We start from the raw sequence: 25,786 nt of genomic DNA, 5'->3' as shown, positions 1-25,786 counted from the left end.
ACAAGAAGATTGGCACATGCGTCCAATCCATTGTGAGTTCGAGGTGGAACCCTTGCGCTATCCAAGCGAAGAATGTCGCAAGCCCAATACCGGAAAAGGTCTGAGCAAACATCACCCAAGTGATATGGACGAGCAGAATATGAAGAAATATCGCCGACATAAACGACATTACCCATACATTCGACCAGTTGTTCATCAGCAACATGTAAAAGAAGAAACAGGGTAAGCAGAGCGTTATGGCGACTTGATAACAAGCAGGTAAAAACCGACGCCATTCAAATGGCACGCGGTTACGATAAATGATACCGAAGAATAAAATCGAGCAAAGGACACGAAGTGGCAGGTTTTCGTATGGCTGTGGGAACATAAACGCCCAGACCACGTAGTAAATTGGAAAGCCGACAAAACCCATCCATCCTACAAGGGTAAGATTGGGTTCTGCGTACTGATATACTTTGCGAATCGCGTCCATATTTACTTTATCTACTGAGCCTAGCGTTTACTGATTTTGTGTTTTGCATTGTTTTGTTTATATTTGCTTTCCAATTATATATTAGTTAACGCACATAAGCAGTGAGACATTAATCAAATATTTCGCGACGCTCTACTTTAAATTCAGCGCTTTATATTCATGAAACTAATAGCTAGGCAAATTTGATTGTTAATTCAACAGAAAATGGGATGTAACGCAAAGCCTTGTACATGAATGCCGTGCAACATACACACAGCGAAGCAACCCCCTCTCTCCTATTCAACTTATCAAACAAGGACACCTATGCAATCAATGGCAGTTAAAAATGTCGTATTCGATGTAGGTAATGTGTTAGTGAGATGGTCGCCTTTAGAAATTGTAAGGCTGACATTTGGCAATGATGTCGACGCCGAGGCGTTAGCCAAAGACTTGTTTATGAGCACAATCTGGTTAGATTTGAACAAAGGGCTTATTACTGAAGCACAAGCCAAACAGCGATATCAATCAGAAAAAGCACTTTCACATAGCGAAGTCGAACGTTTCTTTTATTACGTGAAACACTCCCAATTACTGATGTATGGCAGTGTCGAGCTTCTTAAACGCATCAAAGCCGCAGGATATAACGTGTTCGCACTGACCGACAACGTGGTAGAGATCGTTGAATTCCTCAAAGCCACTTACGACTTTTGGCCACTATTTGAAGGCGCGACGGTATCAGCAGAACTGGGATTGTTAAAGCCTCAGCCAGAGATTTATCAAAGCTTGTTGGAAACCCATCAACTCCTCGCGCAAGAAACTGTGTTCCTTGATGATATGCCTTATAACGTTGAAGGAGCACGAGAGGTAGGGTTAGCGGCAATTCAATTTAAACATGCAGAACAATGTGAACATGAATTAAAAGCGATGGGATTACGCTTTTAGAGTGGCACGAACTAAAAAGAGCAGCACATCGCTGCTCTTTTCTGAATTAGGCTTCTATTTAGAACCGTTACGAGTAAACCACGTTTTCTTCTATGCCGTTAACCAGTGATTGTGCATTTGACCAACGGAACACTTTCTCAAGGACTTCACCACCACCCGGCGCTTTCCAGTTGCGTTCTTGGCATTCTTGTCCACCAATATGCTGGTAGAACTGGATTGCTGGTTCATTTTGAGAAATCACTTCAAGGTACAAACCACTGTCTTTAAAGTACTGTTGTTGCCATTCTGCAACCGCTAATAGAAGTTGCTTCCCGATCCCGCGACCGCGATAACTGTCATCCACATGAAGCGCTTCAATAAAACTGCCGCGTTCAAAATCATGATTACCAAACACACAAACAAAACCAAGAAGAAGCCCACCCTCTTCGGCTAACACAACATGCTGGTTAAATGGTGGGTTGGTTAAGCGAGTTTGCCAAATCAACAATTTGTCGTCGATGGCTTCGCTATCAAGGTAACCATCACTTAGCATACCACGGTAGTGACGCTTCCAACTGTCCACGTGCAACTGAGCGATGCGTTCATAATCCTTATATTCCGCTAATCGTAATTCCATTACGTATTCCTATGTTCTTTTATTGCTTCTCTAACGAGCTTTGGCATTTTCCACCTCTTTAACTACATATTTTTGGCAGATTTTACAAATCTATAGCCACAGCTCATTGATTAATACTACTCATTATTCGTTTAAAAGCAAAAAATCCCACTGACTACACCAGATTATTGCGAGTTTGACCTTAGCGATATAACTGTCACAACTCGAAACAAAGTCGTCTAACTTTAGTTTGACTTACACGTGTACGCTGATATTCTAGCGAACAGTTGTTAGCTCAAAGTTAGGGACACATCGTGACGCATAATAAACCGCCCATTATCTGGTTGAATCTATTGATATTTTCTGCCAGTTTTATTCTGACTTTTGTTGTATTGCCTTGGTATGCATACCACTACGGATTAGGTTGGGAACATCTGATCTGGGGTATCATCGCCTTTAGTTTTACCAATCTCTCCATTACCGCGGGTTATCACCGTCTGTGGAGCCACAAAACCTATGAAGCCCACCCAGTTTTACGATTCATCTTTGCCATCGGTGGTGCTTTCTCTCTTCAAAACAGTGCAATGCATTGGTCTTCTGATCATCGTGTTCACCACAAACATGTTGATGACAATGACAAAGACCCGTACTCAGCGAAACGCGGATTTTGGTACTCGCATATTGGTTGGATGCTTCGCGATTACAACAAGTCAAAAGAGAACGAGTACACAAACTGTCGTGATTTGAAGCGAGACAAGATCGTTGCATGGCAGCACAAGTATTACGTTCCTTTGGCCATTGCGACTAATATTGGCTTCCCTCTTGCACTAGGTCTTATCTATGGTGATATCTGGGGAATGTTCCTGATCGTTGGTGCCGCGCGCCTGTTCTTGAGTCATCACACCACGTTCTTCATCAATTCGTTGGCGCATGTTTGGGGTAAGCAGACTTTCACCGACAAAAACACTGCTCGTGATAATGGCATCTTAGCCTTCTTCACTTTTGGTGAGGGTTATCATAACTTCCACCACATCTTTGAAAACGATTACCGAAATGGTGTGTACTGGTGGCATTACGACCCGACTAAATGGTTGATCAAATCGTGCTCTTGGCTTGGGTTAACAACCAAACTTCGTACGACATCGACCTTCCGTATCGAAAAAGCGCGTGCAACTCAGTTGCTGAAAAAGGCAAAAGAAAAGTTAGAAACGAAACCGAATAGCCAATCGATTCGTGACCAACTTCAGCAGGAATTCGATGCACTCGTACACCACATGCAAGAATATTATGAAGCGCGAAAAGAAGTGCTTGGTGAGAAAACAGCAACCGTAGTGAAAAAGTACGAACGTTCCGTATCAAAGCTGAAATACGAACAAATTAAGGAAGAATTTGAACGTCAACAACGCAGTTGGAACCTCTTGGTGCGACGCTACGCATAACGTGTAACTCGCGCTTCAATATAAAGACGTCAAAACAAAAGCTCCGTTCATTCGGAGCTTTTTTGTTCAATCAAGCCCCTTTAACGTGATCTAGCTCGAACTATCGCTTTTCCCACTTTTTAATCATTTCGTACGATTTTTATTCGACAAATTGTTCATATTTTCGTTTCTTTAAAAACAACAAAACCAGTACATAACACCTGAAGAACGTAATTTAAACAATATAATCCAACGCAATTATTTATTAATCTATTATTTGTTTTAGATCATGCTAGCTCTAATTTAGTCTCGTGCCACAGGAAAGAATTCTGTAAATTCTCTGACATAAACTGAAACAGTTTCTTTCTTTTTTTCATAATATCTGGAGACAACCCTATGTTAGAGCTCTTAATTGGCTTGGTAGTGACCATTGCTGTGGGTTATTTCATTGTCAAAGGCTACAAAGCCGCTGGCGTGTTATTAACCGCAGGTATTAGTTTGCTTCTTATGACTGGTCTGCTTGGCCATGACGTTCTGCCATCAAAAGTAACCTCAACGGGTAATATGGTGACGGACGCACTAGAGTACGTAAAATACATGCTTCAATACCGTGGCGGCGGCCTTGGTATGCAAATCATGCTACTTTGTGGCTTCGCGTCTTACATGACACACATCGGCGCAAACAATGTAGTAGTAAAACAGTTCTCTAAACCGCTTTCTGTTATCAAGTCTCCATACGTCCTTTTGGTAGCGGCTTACATCGTGGCATGTTTGATGTCTCTTGCCGTGAGTTCAGCAACCGGTCTAGGCGTGCTATTAATGGCTACCCTATTCCCAATGATGACAGCAATGGGTATCTCCCGCCCTGCTGCGGTAGCAGTGTGTGCTTCACCGGCGGCAATCATCCTTTCACCAACTTCTGGTGACGTGGTTATCGCGGCAGAAAAATCAGGCCTAGCGCTTGACGTGTTCGCGGTTCAAACCGTACTGCCTGTGTCTATTTGTGCGATCATCGTAATGGCTGCAGCGGCATTCTTCTGGAACAAATACCTAGATAAGAAAGACAACACGCCAATGGAAAAGATTGACGTATCTGAGATCAAAGCAGATGCACCAGCGTTCTATGCGGTTCTTCCTTTCCTACCAATCATCGGTGTATTCCTATTCAACGGTCGCACGATTCCTGGCCTGACTCTAGACATCTACACTATCGTGGTAGGTTCTATCTTCTTGGGTGCTGTGATTCACTATGTGGTGAACAAGTTTGACGGTAAGAAGTCGCTTGAGGATCTTGATTCTTGTTATGCGGGCATGGCAGATGCGTTTAAAGGCGTGGTAATGCTGTTGGTTGCAGCGGGTGTATTCGCGCAAGGTCTTATGTCAATTGGTGCTATCGATAACCTACTACACCTTGCAGACAACGCAGGCGCTGGCGGTATCGCGCTAATGCTTATTCTAACCGGTCTAACTGTTGCTGCTGCGATTGCGACGGGTTCTGGTAACGCTCCATTCTACGCATTCGTAGAGCTTGCTCCTTCACTGGCTGCGAAGATGGGTCTTAACCCTGCGTTCCTAATCATCCCAATGCTACAAGCATCTAACCTAGGCCGTACTATCTCGCCAGTATCTGGTGTAATCGTTGCGACTTCTGGTATGGCAAACATCAGTCCGTTCGAAGTAGTAAAACGTACATCAGTGCCAGTTCTGGCAGGTCTGATTACTGTAATCATCGGTACTATGGTGCTTGTACCAATGACGGCATAAACTGCGGTTACATCGCGTCAATCAACAAAGGCTCGGCTTCTATGTCGAGCCTTTTTTATTCTACGACTCTTCTCTTACGCCCTTCTCTTCTTCATTCACCAGTCCTTCGTTTTATTAGGTAGTGCGTTTTATTAAGCAATGCGTTCCATATTTTCAAAGTGCTCCACATTCTCAGCAGTCTGATTTGCTTACTATCTCAACAGCTTATATAAAAATCTCATACATTCACAAAATGGAACTTACTATGACTTCACTTATTGTTTTTATCGTCATCATTTTGCTTATCGCGGTGTTTGCGGTCAGCATTTACAACAAGCTAGTGACGCTACGTAATCGCTTTAAAAACAGCTTTGCTCAGATTGAAGTACAGTTGAAACGACGTTACGACTTGATCCCAAACCTTGTTAGCACCGCAAAAGGCTATATGGAGCATGAGAAAGAAACGTTTGAGCGAGTAATTCAAGCTCGAAACCAAGCAATCACTGGTTTAAAAGCAGCCAGTGATGCGCCAGACAGCGACGCCGCCATCAGCCAATTAGCACAAGCAGAAGGCATGCTACAAAATGCGCTAGGCAAGTTAAATGTGGTTGTAGAGGCGTATCCAGAACTGAAAGCCAACGAAACCATGAGCCAACTGCAAGAAGAGCTGACTAGCACAGAGAATAAAGTCGCTTTTGCTCGCCAAGCCTTTAATGATGCAGTCACCAGCTACAACACCTACAAGCAAACTTTCCCACCAGTCTTGTTTGCCAATATGTTTGGTTTCCAAGACGGCAAGTTGTTGGAATTTGCAGACACTGAAGCCATCCAAGAAGCACCTAAGGTTGAGTTCTAATGAATTTCTTTGACCATCAAGATACCGCGCGACAACGCACCGGGCTTTTGGTGTTTCTGTTTTCCTTAGCGGTATTTGTCATTACGGGTTTGGTCAGCGTCCTATCGATTGGTATTTACTATGGGGTGACGGGTGAGCCATTTGATCAAAACACGGCCATTAGCTATGTCTTACTGTGCTTTGCGGGTGTCGTGTTGATCGTAGCAATAAGTTCGATGATTCGCCTATCTGACTTATCTTCGAACGGTGGCCGAGGCGTTGCGGAAAGCATTGGTGGTAAGCTGATTTCCTCCAACACGATAGACGCCAAACACAGGCGACTTCTTAACGTGGTAGAAGAAATGGCGATCGCGTCAGGGATTCCCGTTCCTCCTGTTTATGTGATGCAAGAAGAACGAGGCATCAACGCGTTTGCTGCAGGTATGAGTATTGATGATGCTGTAATCGGTGTTACACAAGGCGCACTAGACACCTTCACACGTGATGAATTACAAGGCGTGATTGCTCATGAGTTCAGCCACATCTTAAACGGAGACATGCGCCTGAACACACGTTTAATCGGGGTACTCTTCGGCATCACTTGCATTGCCCATTTCGGTCATCTGGTGTTAGACAACACACACCACACCAGTCGCGTCTCAAGAAGCTCTTCCGATTCAGATAAAGGCTTTGCCGTCATTATGTTGATAGCGATTGTCTGCTTGATTCTAGGCTGGGTTGGCACTTTGTTTGGTTCAATGATCAAAGCGGCAATCTCAAGACAAAGGGAGTTCTTAGCCGATGCGAGTGCGGTTCAGTTTACCCGTAACGATCAAGGCATCGCTGGCGCTTTAAAAAAGATAGGTGGTTGCAACGCTGGGTCTTATCTTAACGCCAAAGCAAGCAGCCAAATGAGCCATATGATGTTTGGTCAGAGCAACTTATCTGGCTTTACTGGTTTATTTGCTACTCACCCACCACTTGAAGAAAGGATTCGCCGGATTGAGCCTAATTGGGATGGCAGCTTTTTGAGTAAAAGTCGTAGTCAAGGAGCAACTTTCGGTAATGGACAAGTCAGTGGATTTGCGTCGGATGCCGGCTTGAGTACCCAAGACTTAAGTACCCAGAACGTTGAGCCACAGAGTGTCGCGCCAACTTCCTCAGAGTTAAGTGAGACAGGGAAACAGCTCATTAGCCAATTGCCACAAGACTTGGTCGACATAGCACGTGAACCTTATAGCGCTCGTTTTATTGCATTGCTGCTAATTTTTGATGGAAGCAAAGTGCAGCGTGAGATGATCAAAGGTCATATTCCAATGGTGTCGCACGCAAAGTTATTACCTTGGTTAGATTACGAGCTGCCAACGCATTTGCGCCTTCCTCTTTTGGAATTAGCGGTCCCTGCCCTAAAAGCACTCAGTGAAGGCCAAAAGAACCGGTTGTGTGAAGTGCTGCGTGAATTATCACAAACTGACAATCATTACTCTCTCGGTGAGTGGTGCGTCATTAATTTACTTGAGAAGCAGCTCATCGCACCTTTTGGGTTTACTCGCCAGAACAAAACCCTTAAGCAACTGGAAGAAAGTGTACATTGGTTACTGAGGGAGCTAGCTTGGGTCAGTCACTCAGAACCACAAGCGGCGCAACTTGCATTTAATTCAGCCCTAACATCTTTAGGTTTCGCGGAAGTAACGTTAGAGCCTGCAAACAAGAATTGGCGCTTGAGCCGCGCTGCACTAGAGCTGTTGTTGCAACTGAAACCCGTTCAACGACGTCAGTTCGTTAAAGCATGCCGCTTGGCCATTGAATCGGATGGGAAGATCACCGTTGCAGAAGGTGAATTGTATCGAGTGATAGCATGCTTTTTGGAAGTACCAGAGCCTCCGCTGACTGTGACGCTTTAAACACAGAAAGCAAAACGCCAGCGATAATCGCTGGCGTTTTTGTGTTCATCAATTGATTACTTTGATTAAGCCGCTTTGAAGCGCTCAGGAATCTTGGTGATGCTTTGACGGTAGCTGAACCATAGGTAGGTTACTGCTAGTGAGAAGAACAGGTAAGACAAAGCAAATACGATTGGAGACGTAATCAGCTCAGCTGACATACCCCACATCACACCGACCACAGTAATCGTCAATTTAGACAACATGCCACAGATCAGTAAGAACAAAGCAAGCTGTGGGAAACGCGAACTACGGAATGCGAAGAAGTAGCAGCTACCTACTGCAAGCGATGCAATAGAAAGACCTAGCATGAATGAATGGATGTGATCTGCTGATGCGACACCTGCAGAAACAGAAGCCATAAGTAATAGGAACAATTTCATAAGTCACCTCACTACAAGTAGAGAAAAGCATCCTTTCATTAATGAAAACTCATTTTGCGCCCTATTTTGCTTATCTATTTAGCAATTACAAGCACATTTTTTGCTCACTTTGTGTTCAACCCTTCCTTTTGAATCTAGTTATTACAAGCGGTTAACATTCTCGAATTTATAAACCCTTTAGATCCTGCACTTACAAAAAGCAGTCTCTATTTTGGCCACTTTTGTTACAGAACATTAACACTTAAACATTTTGAAACTTTTTGCTTAAACTGTGAGCCAAACACCCATGTTCGAGCTATCAACCTTGTTTCACTTAGGATCTCACTACCAAACCAAAGCTTCTTTACGTTAGATCAACATTTTCGTCATATATAAAACGCCCTCATTACAATCATTTTTAATGTTTCAAATTATTTTTAGCTACAGGGGTAAAAAGAGATTCCAATCACACATTTATTGGTTATAATCCGCGCTCATTACGTTATGTGTTGAAAAACGCAAACTTATTTTGAGTAAACCCTATCTTTAAACCGACCCCTCTTTGCTATCTGCCAAGAGGTATTACTGAGAACAAAAATGAGCAAGATTGATAAAGCTATGCGCATCCTGTTAGCAGGATTCTGTATCAACCTTTGTCTTGGCATCCTGTATGCTTGGAGTGTATTCAACAAAGCACTAGTGACTGAGTCAGGCTGGAGCGCAGCAGAAGCATCTGCACCTTACGCGACTGCAACTATTACTTTCTCTATCTGTCTTCTTGTTGCAGGTATTCTTCAAGACCGTATGGGTCCACGTTTGATCCTAATCCTAGGTACTGTTCTAACTGGTCTAGGCATGATCGCTTCTGGTTTTGTTAACTCACCACTAATGCTGAACATCACTTTCGGTGTGATCACTGGTGCAGGTATCGGTTTTGGTTACGCGTGTCTTTCTCCTTCTGCAATGAAGTGGTTCCACGCATCTAAAAAAGGTATGGTTAACGGCATCATCGCAGCAGGTTTCGGTCTAGCAGCTATCTACCTAGCTCCTGTGACTTCTGCGCTGATCGACAGCATGGGCATCCAAACAAGCTTCTTAGTTCTTGGTGTTGGCATCCTTGCTATCGCTGTTCCTCTAGCAGCAACAATCAACAACCCACCAGCAGACTACACGCCAGCTGAACCTAAAGTAAAAGAAGGTCAAGCACCTAAGGTTGTGAAGAAGTCTGACGACCTAACTTGGAAAGCAATGCTTAAAACGCCACAGTTCTACTCTCTATGGATCATGTACGCGTTCGCAGCTTCTGTTGGTCTTATGATCATCGGTAACATCACAACTATCGCAAGCGTTCAAGCGAACCTACCAAACGCGGTTTACCTAGCGTCTATCCTTGCGGTATTTAACTCAGGCGGTCGTGTAGCAGCAGGTATGCTTGCAGACAAGATCGGTGGCGTACGTACTCTTCTTCTAGCGTTCGTTCTACAGGGCATCAACATGGTTCTGTTCGCAACGTTCAAAACTGAGTTCACGCTAATCATCGGTACAGCAATCGCAGCAGTAGGTTACGGTACGCTTCTAGCAGTATTCCCTACTCTAACGGCTGAATTCTACGGTCTGAAGAACTACGGTACTAACTACGGCGTGCTTTACACAGCATGGGGTATCGGTGGTGCAATCGGTGCAGCTGTTGTTGGTTTCTCAATGACTAACGGTGACGGCTACGGTCTTGCTTACACTATCTCAGCAGTAATGATGGCAGTGTGTATCGTACTAGCGTTCATCACTAAACCACTGACTGAAGCGAAAGTAGCACAACTGAAAAACGCTTAATCGCCAGTCCAGTTCTATTTATCTAATAGATCTGCAGAAATTGATTCGAAAAAGGCTTAACCTATGGGTTAAGCCTTTTTTATTGTTAGTTGGTTATGGAAAACACCGTCGAACTCGCGCCAGATTACTATCTCGATAACTTCTTTAAGCTCACACAGCACGCTACCAAGTGGTACAGCGATTTACTTAGCGAAGATGAACACCAATGGCTATCCGCGTTTAAGAGCTTAAGCAAGCCTGCACAGTGCCTTCTTGTACGCCTATACAGCCGTAAAGGGTGCTGGTTTCGTAGCGACAAACTCAACTATCAAGAAATTGAGAACATCCAGTGGGCTTTGGATGAATTGGCAACTCATGGTTTTGTCTCGCTCTCCCCTGACCTAACGATACGGGAGTTAGCAGCGAATCTACTGACCAAGCCAGAGATCGTCACGCTCTATCCTGAGCATCCTAAATCTCTCAAGAAAGAGGCATTAGTGGCATGTCTAAGTGAAGAGCGTTTCGAGCTATTTGAGGCTCTGGATTTCACGGTGATTAAGCTTAACTCCGCACACATGATTGATGTTTTGCTGACGCTGTTTTTTGCTAATACCCATCAAGACCTCAGTCAGTTCGTGCTTGATGACTTAGGCTTACACCAATTCGAACAATACCAGTTAAGTAAAGCGCGTCGATTCTTCGAGAGTAGAGAGCAAATCGATCGGCTTATTGAACTCAGCCAACTCTCCAACCTTTATTGGCAATGCGACAGAAAACAAAAAGCGAACCTCGATATTCTTATCGAAGCAATGCCAGAAAAGGTTGAACATCGCTACGTCGATCGTAAACGCGAGCACATGATTAACGACATTGCCCGTGATTACGAACGCATAAACGAACTTGAGATTGCAATTGCGCTGTTTGAGACGACCACACTCGCGCCAAGCCGAGAGCGTCGTGCTCGCATTTACGACAAGCTAGAACAAAACGATTTATTTAGTGACATTGTCACGGAAATGCTCACCCACCCTATCGATGTCTCTGAGTTTGAGGTAGCACAGAAGCTCGAACAACGCGTTAAACGTAAACAAGGCTTGAAAGTCCCGAGAGCCACCAAGCCAAAATGCAGCGAATACCACATCGAATTGGATCTGTCCCAACAACGTGTGGAGCTGGCAACCAAAGCGCATTTCGAAAGTTTAGGTTGGACCGTTTTCTATTCCGAGAATACCCTACTCAACAGCTTGTTAGGATTGACCTTGTGGGATGCGATTTTTGCACCGATAGAAGGTGCATTCATTAACGCTTATCAACATCGACCATTGGATTTGTATCACGCCGATTTTGCCGATAAAAGAAAGCAGCTTATCGACAATGCACTTGTGCAAGTTCAACAAGGGAATAAACCGGCGTTGTTTGATACATACAGAGATAAAGTTGGGATCAGCAATCCCTTCGTCAGCTGGGCATACGTGAACGAAGAGCTGATATCCCTTGCTCTTGAACACATCCCTAATGCCCTGTTGGTCGAACTGTTTAACGTGCAATTAAGCGACCTAAAACTCTATCGAAACGGTATGCCGGACTTGATTGCTTTTAAAGATGGGAAGTTTGAATGGATAGAAGTGAAAGGTCCGGGCGATAAACTCCAAGATAACCAATGGCGTTGGATCAAGGAGTTCAATCGCCTCAATGTACCGTTCTCAGTCTGTTATGTAACAGCACAAGCTTAGAAAAGAGCCAGAATGGTCTTAGCTACTTACTTTGGCGTTCTTCTGCCCTTTCTTCTCTTTCAATTGATCAATCACGTAGCTTGGTGCGACTTTCTCTAGTTCGCCCAAGCACTCGTCCGTTTTCGGGTTGTCGTAACGAACATAAATGTCGCAAACCGCGTAAAGTTGCTCTGGAGCACCAGAGATCAAATACGCTTGTTCAAAAGACTTCACCGATTTGTCTAGGTTGTAGTCTTCTTGCAATACGCCATTGAGATACCAGTAGTAGCTGTTATCTTTTGCCATGTTGGCCGCTTTTTCGATTTCTGTCGCTGCATTCTTCTTCTCATCCAAACGTACTAGTGTCAGCGCTTTCGAATAGTGCAAAGACGCATTGTCAGGGTGAAGTTTGATTGCAGAGTCCAACGTCTTGACCGCATCAGCATCGCGTTGCTGCGCTCGGTAGTTGTCAGCCAAACTTAGCCAGATTTGTGGATTCTCCGGCTGATTGGTCACCAAAAATTGATAGATTCTATCTGCTTTATCCCATTCATGGTGCCAACGATAGACATCCGCTAACAGCAGTTTCGAGCCGTCATCTTTCTTGTGCTCTAAGTAGCTGATCAGTTCTGCAACCGGCGCTTCCAGCGTTTGCTGTTGCTCGCTGCTCACGTTAGAAAAGTCACGCACTAAGTTGGTCGCAGCAGTAATACGGACCATCGCCTCTGGATCACTCAATAGTGGCTCAATCATGCGCCAGCGATGTTCAATCGTGTAAGGTTCTGCTCCGACAATCGCGGCTTCACGAACCGCTGGGTCTTGATCTTGAAGGCTGCGTGCAACTGCCACCAGCGCGTTTTGACTTGGGTATTTTGCCAACTCATGCAACGCTTCAATGCGCTTTTCTACTGGTTGTTTCACGTCTTGTGCTTGATAAGACCACTTCGCAACCACTTGTTGCGGCGACATCTGCGCTGAATGGGTTTCCTCTGCACTTGTCACGCTCGCAGAAGAAACTTGGTCCGGTGCTAGCAAGGTCTCATCCTGCGCTGCAACAGATTGGCTTACGGTGACGCCTAGAGCGATGGCTAATAACGTTTTTGAGAATGTCATATCAATCCCCTTAAAATTTGGTTTCGAATACAGGACGCTTCGCCGCTTGTTGGCGTAACACTGCATCACTGTATTTGCCATGTGCCACAGGGTTACCCGTTGCACGAAGAATGTATGCCATTGCCTTATCAGCATGAGAGAAGAACTTTTTCCAACCTGCACATAGGTAGTTCAACCCAGGTTCACCGTCTTTAGTGCGAATGAAACGGTTTTTCGGACACTCGCCGTAGCAAGCAAATTGGTAATCACACTGTTGGCACTGCTTGGTTAGCGAGCGAGTCTTGGCAAAGCCAAACTTTTGTTGTTCAGGACCATACGCCAAGGTGTCTAACTTTTCGTGGTGGATGTTGCCAATCTTGTATTCTGGGTAAACGTAATGGTCACAAGCGAAAACGTCACCGTTTGGTTCCATTGCCAAGCCTTTGCCGCAAATCTCGCCCAGTGTACAAAGTGGGTTTTTGCGCCCCATCCAAGTCTCTACACTCGCTTCAAAGTACTGAACAAACACCTTGCCAATGTCGTGTTGAATCCACTCATCAAAAATCGCGATAAGGAAGTTACCCCACGCCTCGTCTGCCACACACCATGGCTCAACCACAGAGTCTTTGTGACCAGGAATAAGACGCTTGTCGCCTTGTTTCAGCTGCTCTTGCGGGTCCCATGTTTGAGGTGCGGTAGTACGGAACGTTTTCTGTTCCACGATGGGAATAAACTGCATTTGAGGAGAACGCACTTCATCACGCAGGAATCGGTACACCTCAAGAGGATTACGGCTAGTTAGATTGTTTACACAAGTCAGCGTTGCGAACTTCACTTCGTGTTTGTGCAGCAGTTCAACAGCCTTCATCACTTGATTAAATGTGCCACGACCTGCGCGGTTGGTTCGGTAAGCGTTGTGCATCATTTCTGGCCCGTCGATACTCAAACCGACCAAGAAGTTATTTGCTTTTAGAAATGCACACCAATCGTCGTTGAGCAACGTGCCATTGGTTTGTAAGTCGTTAGAAATGACCACGCCTTCAGGCTTGTACTTAGATTGAAACTCAACAATCTTTTTAAAGTAATCCAAGCCCAACATCGTTGGTTCACCCCCCTGCCAGGAGAAGATGATTTCCGGCGTGTTCTGTCCTTCAATGTACTGACGAATGTAGGTTTCTAACGTCTCTTCATCCATCACAGGCGTGCAGCCTTTTTTGTACTCAAGTAAGTCCTGTTTGCTGAGGTAATAGCAGTAAGTGCAATCAATGTTACAAGCCGCCCCAATAGGCTTTGCCATGACATGTAAACGCTTAGAGGCTTTACCGTTGAACTGAGGACCTTGAGTAATGTGCATACGTCACCTTTTTCGTTATGAAATGCAGCTGAGAACGCTCATAAGCGTGCCATTCTCACCTTGATGACCTAATCATAAATCCCATTAATACAAGAGGCTTGTTATACCGTTTATAACCTTTTTTCATAGCGTTTATTGCTAATATTTATCGTGACTTTTTTGGCGAGAAACTATTGATGAAATCATTTAAAAGCAAATCGTTAACCGCACTTTCCATTCTATCATTCAGCGTATTAATGAGTGGTTGTGCGACTCAATCACCGCACCCTATCGCGCTCAACATTGATCAAGACATGGTGTTGGTTGAAGGCGGTTCATTTGTCATGGGATCGGACAGCGACTCCGCCAAGAAGGCAGAAACCCCAGCACGTGAAGTAAAGGTAGACGGCTTCTACATTTCCAAATTCGAGGTCACTCAAGAGTTGTTTGAATCTGTCATGGGTTCTTCAATGAGTTACTTCCAAGGTGCAGACATCCCGGTTAACAACTTGAGCTGGCAACAGGCGAATTACTTCATTGAGAAGTTGAACGAGCTGACCGGTGAAAACTACCGCTTACCGACAGAAGCGGAATGGGAGTTTGCCGCAAAAGGCGGTAACAAGAGCCAAGGTTTCACTTACGCAGGCTCGAACAACATTGCTGATGTGGCGTGGTATGCCGACAACTCCAAAAACCAAGCTCACCCCGTTGGGCAAAAACAACCTAATGAACTTGGTCTGTATGACATGACAGGTAACGTTGGTGAGTTCGTGATCGACGCGTATGACGATACTTTCTACCGTTATGGCCCAGCCGAGAACCCAAACAACGCTAAAGACGAAAAAGCCGGCCTAGCACACAAGTCCGTACGAGGCGGCAGCTTTGCCTATGATTCTGATGAATCAGAGAATTTCCGTCGAGATTTCGCAAGCCAGTCTATAATTATGTCGGACATGGGACTTCGCCTTGCTAAAGATGCTGATTAAGCACGATTACGCATGAGAAGCGACGTTACTGCCCCTTTGCGCATTCTTACCAATTAACACGTCTCTTGGTTAGGGAAATGGTTAGGGAAAGAGGCTAAATCCACGTTGTTCTCATTTCACCTCAAATGTATACAAGCAATACATTCAAACTTAGGTAAATAATAATATGAAGAAACACATCTGTGCCCTTGCAGTCTTATCTGGTTTATCGTTCTCAGCGATGGCTTTAGATTGCGACCCAAGCTTGCTACCTTCTTGGAAAGATGGAGCGAGTAAGACCGCCATCGTAAACTACGTTGACCAATCTTTGGATACAACTAAATCGACCTTCATCCCTGAGCAAGACCGTATTGCCGTGTTCGATAACGACGGTACGTTATGGTCAGAGAAGCCTTTCTACTTCCAGCTGGCCTATGCGCTAGACGAAGTGAAAATCATGGCAAAAGACCACCCAGAGTGGAAGACGCAAGAGCCGTTCAAATCAGTATTGAACGATGATATCGAAGGCGTTTTTAAGGGCGGTGAAAAAGCACTACTTGAGATCGTTAAAGTCACGCACAGCGGCATGACGGTTGAAGAATACCAAGAGAAGGTCGCACAGTGGCTGAAAGCTGCGAAAGACCCACGTTTTGGTAAGGCGTATACCGAGCTGACTTACAAGCCAATGCGTGAAATGGTGACCTATCTTCAAGAACACGGCTTTAAGACCTACATCGTCTCTGGTGGCGGCGTGGACTTTATGCGTGTTTGGGCACCAGAAGTGTATGGCATTCCTGAAGAACAAATCATTGGTAGCGCACTAAAATACAAGTACGACTACAACGACGGTAAACCAACTGTGACTAAGTTAGGTGAGATCCTAACGATTGATGACAAAGCCGGTAAAGTGGAAAACATTCAACACATCATCGGTAAGAAACCTGTTCTCGCAATTGGTAACTCAGACGGTGACCACGCGATGATGCAGTGGGCAACCAGTCAGCCAAACTCGATGGCGATGATCGTTCACCACACCGATGAAGACCGTGAGTGGAAATACGACCGTAAATCTAGCGTCGGCCACTTAGATAAAGCGATGGATGAAGCCAACCAACGCGATAACTGGCATCTTATCGACATGAAAAACGAATGGTGCACTGTCTACTAACACCATGACGACTTCTTTAAAGCTCCCCTTCTTGGGGAGTTTTTTTATTCATTTTCAATCGTTAGCCTTTTCTTCACGATCACTTCACGACTCTTCACACACAATGCCTCCCATCAAAACGAAGAGGTAAAAACAGAATGAAAAGAACAGTCCTGACGATTCTAGCAGCAAGCTCATTTTCGGTAGCCGCAGCGCCTTACGTGGGTTTGGAGTATGGATTCGGCACCACCGACCACGATTTTGAAACATCTTTTGACGCTGACGGTGTGAATCTAAACCCTGAATTGGAAGACGGTATTTTTGGTGGCTTTGTTGGCTACTCTATTAACGACTCTTGGGCGGTAGAACTGGGTTACAACCAATTTGAACTAGAAGATAGCCGCTCAAAGAACCTAGGCATCCAGAATATTGATGGAAAAGACTACCACCGTGAAATGGAATGGGATTCATCCATCAAAGCAAAACAAATCACTCTTGCTCCTGTGTTTAGCTACGCATTAAACGACAAATGGACCACCAAAGTAAAAGCGGGTCTGAGCTACACACAATACGAATCGAAAGCCGGTAAGTACGAAGAGCACGAACTGGTTTCAAATGACGATGTGGAAATGAGCAAAACACTTTTCCACAGCACAGAAAAGAATAACGAGTTGGGTGCCGTGTTCTCTGTTGGCGCGGAATACAAAATCTTCCCTCAATTGACCATCGGTGCAAACGCGAAGTACCAACTTGATAGCTACGCAAACACAGCATCAATCAACGTAGGTTCTACTTACTATTTCTAAATTAGGAAGCCATTAGCATGAAAAAACTGATTCTTGCGTCAATGCTCGCCCTACTTTCAGGCTCAGCATTGGCTGCCTTTACCGGTCCTGAAACCGCTGCAATCAATACCGTCAAAGAAGCACAAAAAGCGGCTGATGACAGCTATGTGTTGTTAACGGGTAACATTGTGCAAGCGTTGGGCAATGAGACTTACCTATTTAAAGACAATACGGGTGAAATCCAAGTGGAGATCGACAACGAAGACTGGATGGGGCAAGACGTGTCACCAAAAGATCAAGTTGCTATCCGTGGTGAAGTGGATTCGGAATGGACGAAAACTCAAATTGAAGTCGATACCATTCAGAAACTTTAAGCACTAGCGATTATCCCTTGTTCCAATTAAGCAAAAGCCACCGTCAGCGGTGGCTTTTCGTTTTTCTAGTGAACACTCAAGCAAGGGCAATGTGGCGGAAGCACCAAGCGAATGCTTTGTGGTTTGACATCAAATCGAATCTTATTAGAACGGTAAGGCTCGCCGTCTAAGTTCAATGGTAGCGTTTTAGGAAAATCAATCTCCAACCAACTCGCCTGAGTATGCTTAACAAACTGCCCAGTCTCAGTTGGATTTTGAATTTCATCAATCACTTGAGGTAGCTCATGAGGCAAGAATGGATGCACCAAAGTAATGTCCATTAAACCATCATCAATAAGTGCGTTTGGCGCGAGCTCCTGTCCGCCACCAGCTAAACGACTATTACAAAACGCGCCAACGAGAATTTCTCCCTGATAGCTGCCCTGTTCTATCGTCAACGAGCCATCATAAGGTTTAAAGCCTAGCGCTTTTACTAGTCCTGTTAATGTGTAAGCGCCACCACCTAAAAAGTTCTTCAGCTCTACGGGCGTCTCTGCGGTAATCTCTGCACCAAAACCTGCTGCTGCAATGTTCATAAAATAACGGTCGTTGGCTTGAACGCTATCTACCGCAACGGCGTCACCATTAACCGCGAGCTCGATGGACTCTCGAATCGTAGTTGGGATTTTTGTTGCCGTCGCGAAATCATTCGCCGTCCCCATTGGGATAATGGCCAATTCAGGCCGAGCATTCGCGTCAATCTGGTTGAGCGCTGTGACTGCTTCATTCACAGTTCCATCACCACCCGCGACAACAATACGTCTAATGCCTTCATGGACCGCTTCTTTAACTAAACGCTCCATATCCGCTGATTCCCAAGTCACACGAACTTGCAAATCTACACCCTGCTCTCGCATTCGCATGATCTCGTTGCAAAGTTCAGGGGTTCCGGCTTTCTTACCGTTTAGAATGGCACGTATTGTCTTCATGCTCGCTCCTCGTTATCGAATCGTTTTACCCGCTTGTTTTAGCTGAGCTCTTAACCATTGATGCGCGCTTTCATTACTGCGGCTAGAGTGCCAGATCGCACAAAGGTCATGCACACTGTCATTGAAAGGCAACGGCACGGCTTTGATGTCATAGGTTTTTGAGAAGTGTTCGATGGTCGACAGTGGCAACATACCGATGTATTCACTGCCGTTGATCACTGGCAACATTTCCATTGCACCCGCCGCACGATACACAATGTTGCGACTCGCCAAATCTTCAATGTCTTCACCCGTTAACAAACTATTGCGAGCGTGCCAACGAGATACAACAACGTGTTCTTCCGCCAAAAATTGCTCAACCGAACAGGAATCTTGAATGCGCGGGTGCTCAGAGCTGCATACCACCATCAAACGCTCAGAAAAGATTGGGTCCATTTTTAATACCGTTCGCCCACGTGGCGGCAAACCGATGATCAAATCGTATCTTTGTAGACGTAAGTCGCTTTCGTAATCTTCGGTAAACAGCGGATGCACTTCCAACCCGATATTAGGGGCTTGCTCGCGGATTTGACGCATCAGTTGTGGCATCAACTCATAGCTCGCTACAGATACACAGGCGATCGAAAAAATGCGGTTAGAAACTTTAGGATCGAAACTGCTAGAAGCGGAAAGCGTAGAGGTGAAGTTTTTTAACGCAGCAACCATTGCGGGATAGATATCCATCGCAAAGCTGGTTGGCTCTACACCAGAAGTACTTCTGTGGAAAAGTGGTTCATCGTAGATATCACGCAGACGAGCCAGTGCTTTGCTCACCGCAGGTTGGCTGATATCAAGACGAGCAGCGGCCTTAGACAGGTTCTGCTCTTCGTAAATCGCCACAAAAATTGGGATAAGGTTTAAATCGGTGCTCTTCATTTTGCAAACATAAAACAGGACATGGTCTTATTTTAGCTAACAGTATGATAGTTAACGACTCAGAACACCGGATTTGAGCGTCTATGCATGTTTTCGCGAGTTTTAACCCTGCATTGACGAAGAATATTCTGAAAATCGCTCAGGATTTTCCTAGGTAAGGGGTTAAAAAGGCACTCACCTCTTCTCCACACAAACCAATTTCTACTTCTACGCCGCCTTCTTTTAGGATGTCGATACCACGACCAGCGTTACGTGGGTCAGGATCTAACATGGCAACCACCACTTTTTTGATGCCGCAAGTCACTAAGGTTTTTGCGCAAGCTGGTGTACGTCCAACAAACGAACACGGCTCTAGTGTTACGTACGCAGTCACGTCACTTAAATCGCCGCTGTAAGCTTTGAGAGCTTCAACTTCTGCATGATTGCCGCCAATCGCCTGTGTATGCCCTTCTGACACGATTTCACCGTCTTTTACCAGCACGCAACCGACAGGTGGGTTTGGTTGACAAGCAGGCAGCGCGTTGCGTGACACTTCCAACGCACGAAGCATAAATTGTTGGCTCATTTGGATCTGATACTCGTTATTCAAAATTTGGGTGATGGATTCTAACGCCAGCATGCTTTCCTCGCTATATAAAAGTGTTTGCAAAGCTCTTACGTTTGGCCTCTCCAAACAAATCAATCCCTTTATGATTTTCACTAAAAATAAAACGGGGCGAACCGAAGTTGCCCCGTTGATTACCACTCTTCAGACCGCATTCCGAAAAAGTGACTAACGAATTCTCATCGTTAGTTCTACTGCACGAAGTTGCGCCAATGCCTTGTTCAACTCCATGTGTGCCTGTGCAAAGCTGATGTCGTCCACATGCGCGCGAATGTTTTCTTCCGCCGCTCTGCGAGCTTCTTCCGCCCTTGCTTTGTCGATGTCTTTACCGTGAAGCGCAGTATCCGCTAGCACAGTAACCACATCAGGTTGGACTTCGATCAAACCACCAGAGACATACAGAATCTCTTCAGGCTTCGACAAGTCACCCGTAATACGAGCAACACCCGGCTTGATTTTACTGATCAGCGGTGAGTGACCCGGACGAATACCTAACTCACCATCCGCACCTGCTACCGCGATAGCGTGCGCTGGACCTGAGTAAAGTGTGCCCTCTGCACTTACCACATTCAGCTGAAACGTATTTTGTGAAACCGCTATGGCCATATTGCCTCCCGCGCTTTACAGTTTTTTCGCTTTTTCAAGCACTTCGTCGATGTTGCCGCAGTACATAAATGCCTGCTCTGGGATGTCATCGTACTGACCATCAAGCAGCGCTTTAAAGCCTGCAATGGTGTCTTTTAGTGGAACGAATACACCCGGTTGACCCGTAAACACTTCAGCTACGTGGTAAGGCTGAGTTAGGAAACGTTCAACTTTACGAGCACGAGATACCAAGCGCTTATCTTCTTCAGACAGTTCATCCATACCTAGGATGGCAATGATGTCTTTTAGCTCTTTGTAACGTTGCAGCGTTTGCTGAACTTTACGCGCCACATCGTAGTGCTCTTGACCAACCACTTGAGGATCAAGCTGACGTGATGTTGAATCCAATGGGTCAATCGCTGGGTACAGACCCAAAGCAGCGATGTTACGAGACAGAACAACGGTCGCATCCAAGTGCGCAAACGTGGTTGCTGGCGATGGGTCGGTCAAGTCATCCGCTGGTACGTAAACCGCTTGGATAGACGTGATAGAACCATTCTTAGTCGACGTGATACGCTCTTGAAGCACACCCATCTCTTCTGCCAGTGTTGGTTGGTAACCTACCGCAGATGGCATACGACCAAGCAATGCCGATACCTCAGTACCTGCCAAGGTGTAACGGTAAATGTTATCCACGAACAACAGTACGTCACGACCTTCATCACGGAAACGTTCTGCGATGGTCAAGCCTGTTAGCGCAACACGTAGACGGTTACCCGGTGGCTCGTTCATCTGACCGTAAACCATGGCTACTTTGTCGAGAACGCCCGCTTCCTTCATTTCGTAGTAGAAGTCGTTACCCTCACGAGTACGTTCACCTACACCGGTAAATACCGACAAACCTGAGTGAGCTTTAGCAATGTTATTGATAAGCTCCATCATGTTTACCGTCTTACCTACACCCGCACCACCGAACAGACCGATCTTACCGCCCTTCGCGAACGGACAAATCAAGTCGATAACTTTAACGCCCGTTTCTAGTAGCGCAGTGCTGTTAGATTGCTCTTCGTAGCTTGGTGCATCACGGTGGATCTCGTAAGACACTTGCTCACCGATTGGACCACATTCATCGATTGGATGACCCAACACGTTCATGATACGACCTAGGGTTTCTTCACCCACAGGTACCGTGATTGGGTTGCCCGTAGATTCCACTTCTAGGCCACGTTTAAGGCCATCCGAAGACCCCATTGCGATACAGCGAACCACACCGCCGCCCAACTGTTGCTGAACTTCCAGCATCAGTGAGCCATCGCTGCCATCGTTGATTTTCAGTGCATCGTAAACTTTTGGGCCTTTGCCTTGTTCGAACTCGACGTCGACCACCGCACCGATGACTTTGACGATTTTGCCAATACTCATAATTTAAACCTCAAATTCTCTCTCTAAACCGCTTGTGCGCCGGATACAATTTCACTCAACTCTTGAGTAATCGCCGCTTGACGCGCTTTGTTGTAAACCAACTGTAGGTCTTCAATCAGTTGCGCTGCGTTATCAGTCGCGGCAGACATTGCCATCATCCGCGCGGCTTGTTCACAAGCGATACTCTCAACCACACCCTGATAAACCAGTGATTCCACATAACGTTGAATCAGGTGGTTGAGAATGTCTTGAGGAGACTGCTCGTAGAGGTAATCCCAACGAGCCTCTTTATCACGTGAAATGTCTTCTTTCGGGAACGGCAGCATTTGCAATACCGTTGGTTTTTGCACCATGGTGTTTACAAACTGGTTGTAAACAAGGAACAAGCGGTCGATTTTGCCTTCGGAGTAATGCTCCATCATGGCATTAACCGCACCCAACATATCTTCCAGTTTTGGTGCATCACCAAGGCCAGAAGTCTGTGCCATTACTTTCCCGAGGGACTGGAAAAAGCTGATTGCTTTCGAACCAATGAGCGTCGTATCTACTTCAACGCCCTTCTCTTGCCAGTCCTGCATTTCTGCCAATACTTTTTTGAACAAGTTACTGTTCAGGCCACCACACAAACCTCGATCGGATGAGATGATGATGTAAGCCACTCGCTTCACTTCACGTTCTTGAAGGAAAGGATGACTGTACTCCAGCGTACCGGACGAGACGTGACCGATAACCTTACGCATGTTCTCCGCGTAAGGACGGGACGCCTGCATGTTCTCCTGCACTTTGCGCATCTTGCTGGCGGCGACCATTTGCATCGCACTCGTAATCTTTTGCGTGCTACTCACGCTAGCAATTTTGGTGCGAATCTCTTTGGTATTTGCCATAACGGACTCCTGTTAGTGGTCCTACGATTGCAGCGCAGTGAACTCTTTCAGCAAGCTGTGTAGCTCACTCTCGATCTCGTCGTTGTAATCACCGGATTGGTTGATCTTGTCCAGTAGCGGCTGCGCGTTTGTACGACCAAATGCCATCAACTCTTCTTCAAAACGAGAGATTTGGTTTAGCGCGACATCCGTGAGGTAACCTTTCTCTGCTGCAAAGATCGCCAGTGCTTGCTCAGCAACCGTCATTGGTGCGTACTGTTTCTGCTTCATGAGTTCCGTTACTTTCTCACCGTGGTCAAGCTGACGACGTGTCGCTTCATCTAGGTCAGAAGAGAACTGAGCAAATGCGGCCAATTCACGGTATTGCGCCAACGCGGTACGAATACCACCCGACAGTTTCTTGATCACTTTGGTTTGCGCTGCACCACCTACACGAGATACCGAAATACCTGGGTCAACCGCCGGACGTAAGCCTGAGTTGAATAGCTGAGTTTGTAGGAAGATTTGACCATCGGTAATCGAGATTACGTTGGTTGGTACGAACGCCGATACGTCACCCGCTTGGGTTTCGATGATTGGCAGTGCAGTTAGAGAACCTGTTTTGCCTTTTACTTCACCGTTAGTGAATCGCTCTACGTATTCTTCGTTAACACGTGCTGCACGTTCTAGTAGGCGTGAGTGGAGGTAGAAAACATCACCCGGGAAGGCTTCACGACCTGGTGGGCGTTTTAGAAGTAGTGAGATTTGACGGTAAGCCACCGCTTGTTTTGATAGATCATCATAGACAATCAGCGCATCTTCACCACGGTCGCGGAAGTATTCGCCCATGGTACAACCTGCGTATGGCGCTAGGTATTGCAGCGCTGCCGCTTCTGATGCTGACGCTACCACCACAATGGTGTTTTCTAGTGCGCCGTGCTCTTCTAGTTTGCGAACCACGTTGGCAATGGTCGATGCTTTTTGACCAATTGCGACGTAAATACATTTAACGCCCAGTTCTTTTTGGTTGATGATGGCATCAATCGCCATCGCGGTTTTACCTGTCTGACGGTCACCGATGATCAACTCACGTTGACCACGACCGATTGGCACCATGGAGTCTACCGCTTTGTAACCGGTTTGGATTGGCTGGTCGACAGACTTACGGTCGATAACACCAGGGGCAATCACCTCAACTGGGTCCATACGATCGAATGACACTGCGCCTTTACCATCGATTGGTTGACCTAGCGTGTTCACTACACGACCTAGCAAACCGTTACCGACTGGCACTTCAAGAATACGACCTGTGCCTTTTACTTTCATTCCTTCTGACAAGTCCGCATATGGGCCCATCACAACGGCACCGACGGAATGACGCTCTAAGTTCAGTGCCAACGCAAAGCGGTTATCTGGCAGTTCTAGCATCTCGCCTTGCATAACGTCTGCAAGACCGTGAATTGTGATGATGCCGTCACTCACAGAGACGATAGTACCTTCATTTCTCGCTTCACTTTCGAGGTTGAAGTTAACAATTCGCTCTCTGATTAATTCACTGATTTCATTTGAATTTAATTGCATTTCTATACCCCGTTACACATGTAGGTTGGTCGCCAATCGGCTTAGGTTGGTGAGGACACTGCCGTCATACACGGTCTGCCCTGCTGTGATCACCACACCACCTACAAGGGATGGATCCAGTTGTGTTTCTAGTGTGATGACTCTACCGTACTTTTCGGTTAACGCTTGTTTAAGCCTTGCCATCTGTTCCTCATCCAGAGGTTCTGAAACACGCACTGTTACTGTCATGGTTCGTTCGTAATCCGCTTTCATCTCTTGGAACTGAACATTTACTTCACTGAGCGCTTTTAGGCGCTTGTTCTCTTCCATAATGCGAAGAAAATTCTCGAAGTTTTGATTCAACCATTCACCACCAGCATGAAGAATCAGATCCAACAATGGTTGTTCAGAACCGTCTTCATCAAGGTCATTCAAGACCAGAAGTGTGTTAGGTTGTTCCAAGACCACTTGGGTAATCGCAAACATTTGTTGCCAATCGTCCAAGCATTCTGCGTCGCGTGCGTAATCAAACGCCGCTTTTGCGTAGGGTTGAGCTACCACTGTCAATTCGGACATGTGCCCTCCTACATTTCGTTGATGAAGCGGTTCACCAAGTCGCGGTTAGCCGAGCTATCCAGATTGCGATTAATCAGCTTGCTGGCGCTTTCAATCACCAGATCCGCCATTTCATCTTTCAGCTCTTGGCGAACTTTGCTGCGTTCGCTTTCCACTTCTGCTTTGCCTTCTGCGACAATGCGCGCTTTCTCTTGATTTGCCAGATCAACCGCTTCCGCAACCATCTGTTCTTGACGTTGCTTACCTTGGTTGATGATGGCTTGAGCTTTTGAGCGAGCTTCTGTCAGTAGCGCTTCACCATTCGCTTTTGCCAGCTCTAACTCTTGTGCTGCTTTTTCTGTTTGCTCAAGACCTTGGGCAATTTCAGCACGACGCTCATCAAGCAGTTTTACAAGTGGTGGCCAGACATATTTCATGCACAGCCAAACGAAAATCACGAAGGAGATCGCCTGACCAAACATTGAGGCATTTAAGTTCATAGCACCCTCTCTTCTATAACGTTATGAAAATTATTAATTCGAATTACGCTACAGCGAAGATGATGTACAAGCCGATACCTACACCGATCATTGGCACCGCGTCCACAAGACCCATCATGATGAAGAACTGAGTACGAAGCATTGGGGTCAAATCAGGTTGACGAGCCACACCTTCAAGGTATTTACCTGCAAGGTTACCGATACCTGCTGCGGCACCCGCTGCACCAAGACCGATCAGTAGTGCACCCGCCACGTAAAGAACTGCGCTAACGATATCCATAACAACTCCTAGAATTGAATTTTTTAAT

Annotated in this window: 25 protein-coding genes and 1 pseudogene; 11 read left to right on the top strand and 15 right to left on the bottom strand. The window is 45.8% G+C overall.

Annotated features, from left to right (window positions below):
- Window positions 1-472 (bottom strand): annotated as a pseudogene (locus H735_RS28190) (hybrid sensor histidine kinase/response regulator); the annotation flags it as partial.
- A 303-nt stretch (window positions 473-775) separates the two neighbouring features.
- On the opposite strand from H735_RS28190, the gene H735_RS28185 reads away from it, so the two are divergent.
- Window positions 776-1,393 (top strand): HAD family hydrolase, encoded by a 618-nt coding sequence (locus H735_RS28185; RefSeq protein WP_020197466.1) that lies wholly within the window; start codon window positions 776-778, stop codon window positions 1,391-1,393.
- A 67-nt stretch (window positions 1,394-1,460) separates the two neighbouring features.
- Here H735_RS28185 and H735_RS28180 read toward each other — a convergent pair whose 3' ends face one another.
- Window positions 1,461-2,009: a GNAT family N-acetyltransferase gene (locus tag H735_RS28180; protein ID WP_005437703.1), complete on the bottom strand. Its 549-nt coding sequence runs from the start codon at window positions 2,007-2,009 to the stop codon at window positions 1,461-1,463.
- A 293-nt stretch (window positions 2,010-2,302) separates the two neighbouring features.
- Here H735_RS28180 and H735_RS28175 point away from each other — a divergent pair, with 293 nt between their 5' ends.
- From H735_RS28175 to H735_RS28160, 4 genes are all read left to right on the top strand, one after another.
- Window positions 2,303-3,427, top strand: a complete 1,125-nt coding sequence (locus tag H735_RS28175) for an acyl-CoA desaturase (protein ID WP_020197465.1) — start codon at window positions 2,303-2,305, stop codon at window positions 3,425-3,427.
- Window positions 3,428-3,802: 375 nt separating this feature from the next.
- Entirely contained in the window at window positions 3,803-5,170 is a 1,368-nt protein-coding gene (gene dcuC, locus H735_RS28170; protein WP_005437706.1) for an anaerobic C4-dicarboxylate transporter DcuC, read from the top strand.
- Between the two features lie 244 nt (window positions 5,171-5,414).
- The gene (locus H735_RS28165) at window positions 5,415-6,005 is read left to right on the top strand and encodes a LemA family protein (protein ID WP_009704181.1); all 591 of its coding nucleotides are present in this window, start codon (window positions 5,415-5,417) and stop codon (window positions 6,003-6,005) included.
- The gene (locus H735_RS28160) at window positions 6,005-7,888 is read left to right on the top strand and encodes a M48 family metallopeptidase (RefSeq protein WP_020197464.1); all 1,884 of its coding nucleotides are present in this window, start codon (window positions 6,005-6,007) and stop codon (window positions 7,886-7,888) included. The genes H735_RS28165 and H735_RS28160 overlap by 1 nt, the downstream gene beginning before the upstream one ends.
- 65 nt (window positions 7,889-7,953) lie before the next feature.
- Here the strand turns inward: H735_RS28160 and H735_RS28155 are convergent, their stop codons facing one another.
- Window positions 7,954-8,310: a hypothetical protein gene (locus H735_RS28155; RefSeq protein ID WP_009704179.1), complete on the bottom strand. Its 357-nt coding sequence runs from the start codon at window positions 8,308-8,310 to the stop codon at window positions 7,954-7,956.
- A 576-nt stretch (window positions 8,311-8,886) separates the two neighbouring features.
- Between H735_RS28155 and H735_RS28150 the strand changes: the two genes are divergently transcribed.
- Window positions 8,887-10,119 carry an L-lactate MFS transporter gene (locus tag H735_RS28150; protein WP_009704178.1) on the top strand — a complete coding sequence of 411 codons (1,233 nt, stop codon included), beginning with the start codon at window positions 8,887-8,889 and terminating at the stop codon, window positions 10,117-10,119.
- A gap of 95 nt (window positions 10,120-10,214) precedes the next feature.
- Window positions 10,215-11,831, top strand: coding sequence for a VRR-NUC domain-containing protein (locus H735_RS28145; RefSeq protein WP_020197463.1), 1,617 nt, complete (start codon window positions 10,215-10,217; stop codon window positions 11,829-11,831).
- Between the two features lie 18 nt (window positions 11,832-11,849).
- Here the strand turns inward: H735_RS28145 and H735_RS28140 are convergent, their stop codons facing one another.
- Both H735_RS28140 and H735_RS28135 read right to left on the bottom strand, forming a co-directional pair.
- Window positions 11,850-12,923 (bottom strand): HEAT repeat domain-containing protein, encoded by a 1,074-nt coding sequence (locus H735_RS28140; RefSeq protein WP_020197462.1) that lies wholly within the window; start codon window positions 12,921-12,923, stop codon window positions 11,850-11,852.
- 10 nt (window positions 12,924-12,933) lie between these two features.
- On the bottom strand, window positions 12,934-14,256 hold the full coding sequence (locus H735_RS28135; RefSeq protein ID WP_020197461.1) for an anaerobic sulfatase maturase: 1,323 nt from the start codon (window positions 14,254-14,256) through the stop codon (window positions 12,934-12,936).
- Between the two features lie 176 nt (window positions 14,257-14,432).
- On the opposite strand from H735_RS28135, the gene H735_RS28130 reads away from it, so the two are divergent.
- From H735_RS28130 to H735_RS28115, 4 genes are all read left to right on the top strand, one after another.
- A complete protein-coding gene (locus tag H735_RS28130) occupies window positions 14,433-15,221 on the top strand; it encodes a formylglycine-generating enzyme family protein (RefSeq protein ID WP_020197460.1) in 789 nt (262 codons plus the stop codon).
- 166 nt (window positions 15,222-15,387) lie between these two features.
- Window positions 15,388-16,368, top strand: a complete 981-nt coding sequence (locus H735_RS28125; protein WP_005431814.1) for an HAD family hydrolase — start codon at window positions 15,388-15,390, stop codon at window positions 16,366-16,368.
- Between the two features lie 137 nt (window positions 16,369-16,505).
- Window positions 16,506-17,153, top strand: coding sequence for an AcfA family outer membrane beta-barrel protein (locus H735_RS28120; protein WP_005437726.1), 648 nt, complete (start codon window positions 16,506-16,508; stop codon window positions 17,151-17,153).
- 17 nt (window positions 17,154-17,170) lie between these two features.
- Window positions 17,171-17,506 carry a YgiW/YdeI family stress tolerance OB fold protein gene (locus H735_RS28115; RefSeq protein ID WP_005437727.1) on the top strand — a complete coding sequence of 112 codons (336 nt, stop codon included), beginning with the start codon at window positions 17,171-17,173 and terminating at the stop codon, window positions 17,504-17,506.
- Window positions 17,507-17,571: 65 nt separating this feature from the next.
- On the opposite strand, the gene yegS is transcribed toward H735_RS28115, so the two are convergent.
- The 10 genes from yegS to atpE all read right to left on the bottom strand — a co-directional run bounded on the left by yegS (window position 17,572) and on the right by atpE (window position 25,758).
- On the bottom strand, window positions 17,572-18,474 hold the full coding sequence (gene yegS, locus H735_RS28110) for a lipid kinase YegS (RefSeq protein ID WP_020197459.1): 903 nt from the start codon (window positions 18,472-18,474) through the stop codon (window positions 17,572-17,574).
- A 12-nt stretch (window positions 18,475-18,486) separates the two neighbouring features.
- Window positions 18,487-19,389 carry a LysR family transcriptional regulator gene (locus tag H735_RS28105; RefSeq protein ID WP_020197458.1) on the bottom strand — a complete coding sequence of 301 codons (903 nt, stop codon included), beginning with the start codon at window positions 19,387-19,389 and terminating at the stop codon, window positions 18,487-18,489.
- Between the two features lie 139 nt (window positions 19,390-19,528).
- Entirely contained in the window at window positions 19,529-19,954 is a 426-nt protein-coding gene (locus H735_RS28100) for a bifunctional diaminohydroxyphosphoribosylaminopyrimidine deaminase/5-amino-6-(5-phosphoribosylamino)uracil reductase RibD (protein WP_027726810.1), read from the bottom strand.
- Window positions 19,955-20,161: 207 nt separating this feature from the next.
- Entirely contained in the window at window positions 20,162-20,599 is a 438-nt protein-coding gene (locus H735_RS28095) for a F0F1 ATP synthase subunit epsilon (RefSeq protein WP_020197455.1), read from the bottom strand.
- Window positions 20,600-20,614: 15 nt separating this feature from the next.
- Window positions 20,615-22,000, bottom strand: coding sequence for a F0F1 ATP synthase subunit beta (gene atpD / locus H735_RS28090; protein WP_005431749.1), 1,386 nt, complete (start codon window positions 21,998-22,000; stop codon window positions 20,615-20,617).
- 23 nt (window positions 22,001-22,023) lie between these two features.
- Entirely contained in the window at window positions 22,024-22,884 is an 861-nt protein-coding gene (gene atpG / locus H735_RS28085; RefSeq protein WP_005431811.1) for a F0F1 ATP synthase subunit gamma, read from the bottom strand.
- A 21-nt stretch (window positions 22,885-22,905) separates the two neighbouring features.
- Window positions 22,906-24,444 (bottom strand): F0F1 ATP synthase subunit alpha, encoded by a 1,539-nt coding sequence (atpA, locus tag H735_RS28080; RefSeq protein WP_005437731.1) that lies wholly within the window; start codon window positions 24,442-24,444, stop codon window positions 22,906-22,908.
- 12 nt (window positions 24,445-24,456) lie between these two features.
- Window positions 24,457-24,999, bottom strand: coding sequence for a F0F1 ATP synthase subunit delta (locus tag H735_RS28075; RefSeq protein ID WP_020197454.1), 543 nt, complete (start codon window positions 24,997-24,999; stop codon window positions 24,457-24,459).
- Window positions 25,000-25,007: 8 nt separating this feature from the next.
- Window positions 25,008-25,478: a F0F1 ATP synthase subunit B gene (locus tag H735_RS28070; RefSeq protein ID WP_005431830.1), complete on the bottom strand. Its 471-nt coding sequence runs from the start codon at window positions 25,476-25,478 to the stop codon at window positions 25,008-25,010.
- Between the two features lie 43 nt (window positions 25,479-25,521).
- Window positions 25,522-25,758, bottom strand: coding sequence for a F0F1 ATP synthase subunit C (gene atpE / locus H735_RS28065; protein WP_004727739.1), 237 nt, complete (start codon window positions 25,756-25,758; stop codon window positions 25,522-25,524).
- Window positions 25,759-25,786 lie beyond the last annotated feature (28 nt).

The sequence above is a fragment of the Vibrio owensii CAIM 1854 = LMG 25443 genome (assembly GCF_000817815.1).
In the GTDB taxonomy this organism is placed as follows: domain Bacteria; phylum Pseudomonadota; class Gammaproteobacteria; order Enterobacterales; family Vibrionaceae; genus Vibrio; species Vibrio owensii.
This window is presented reverse-complemented; position numbering and strand designations above follow the sequence as displayed.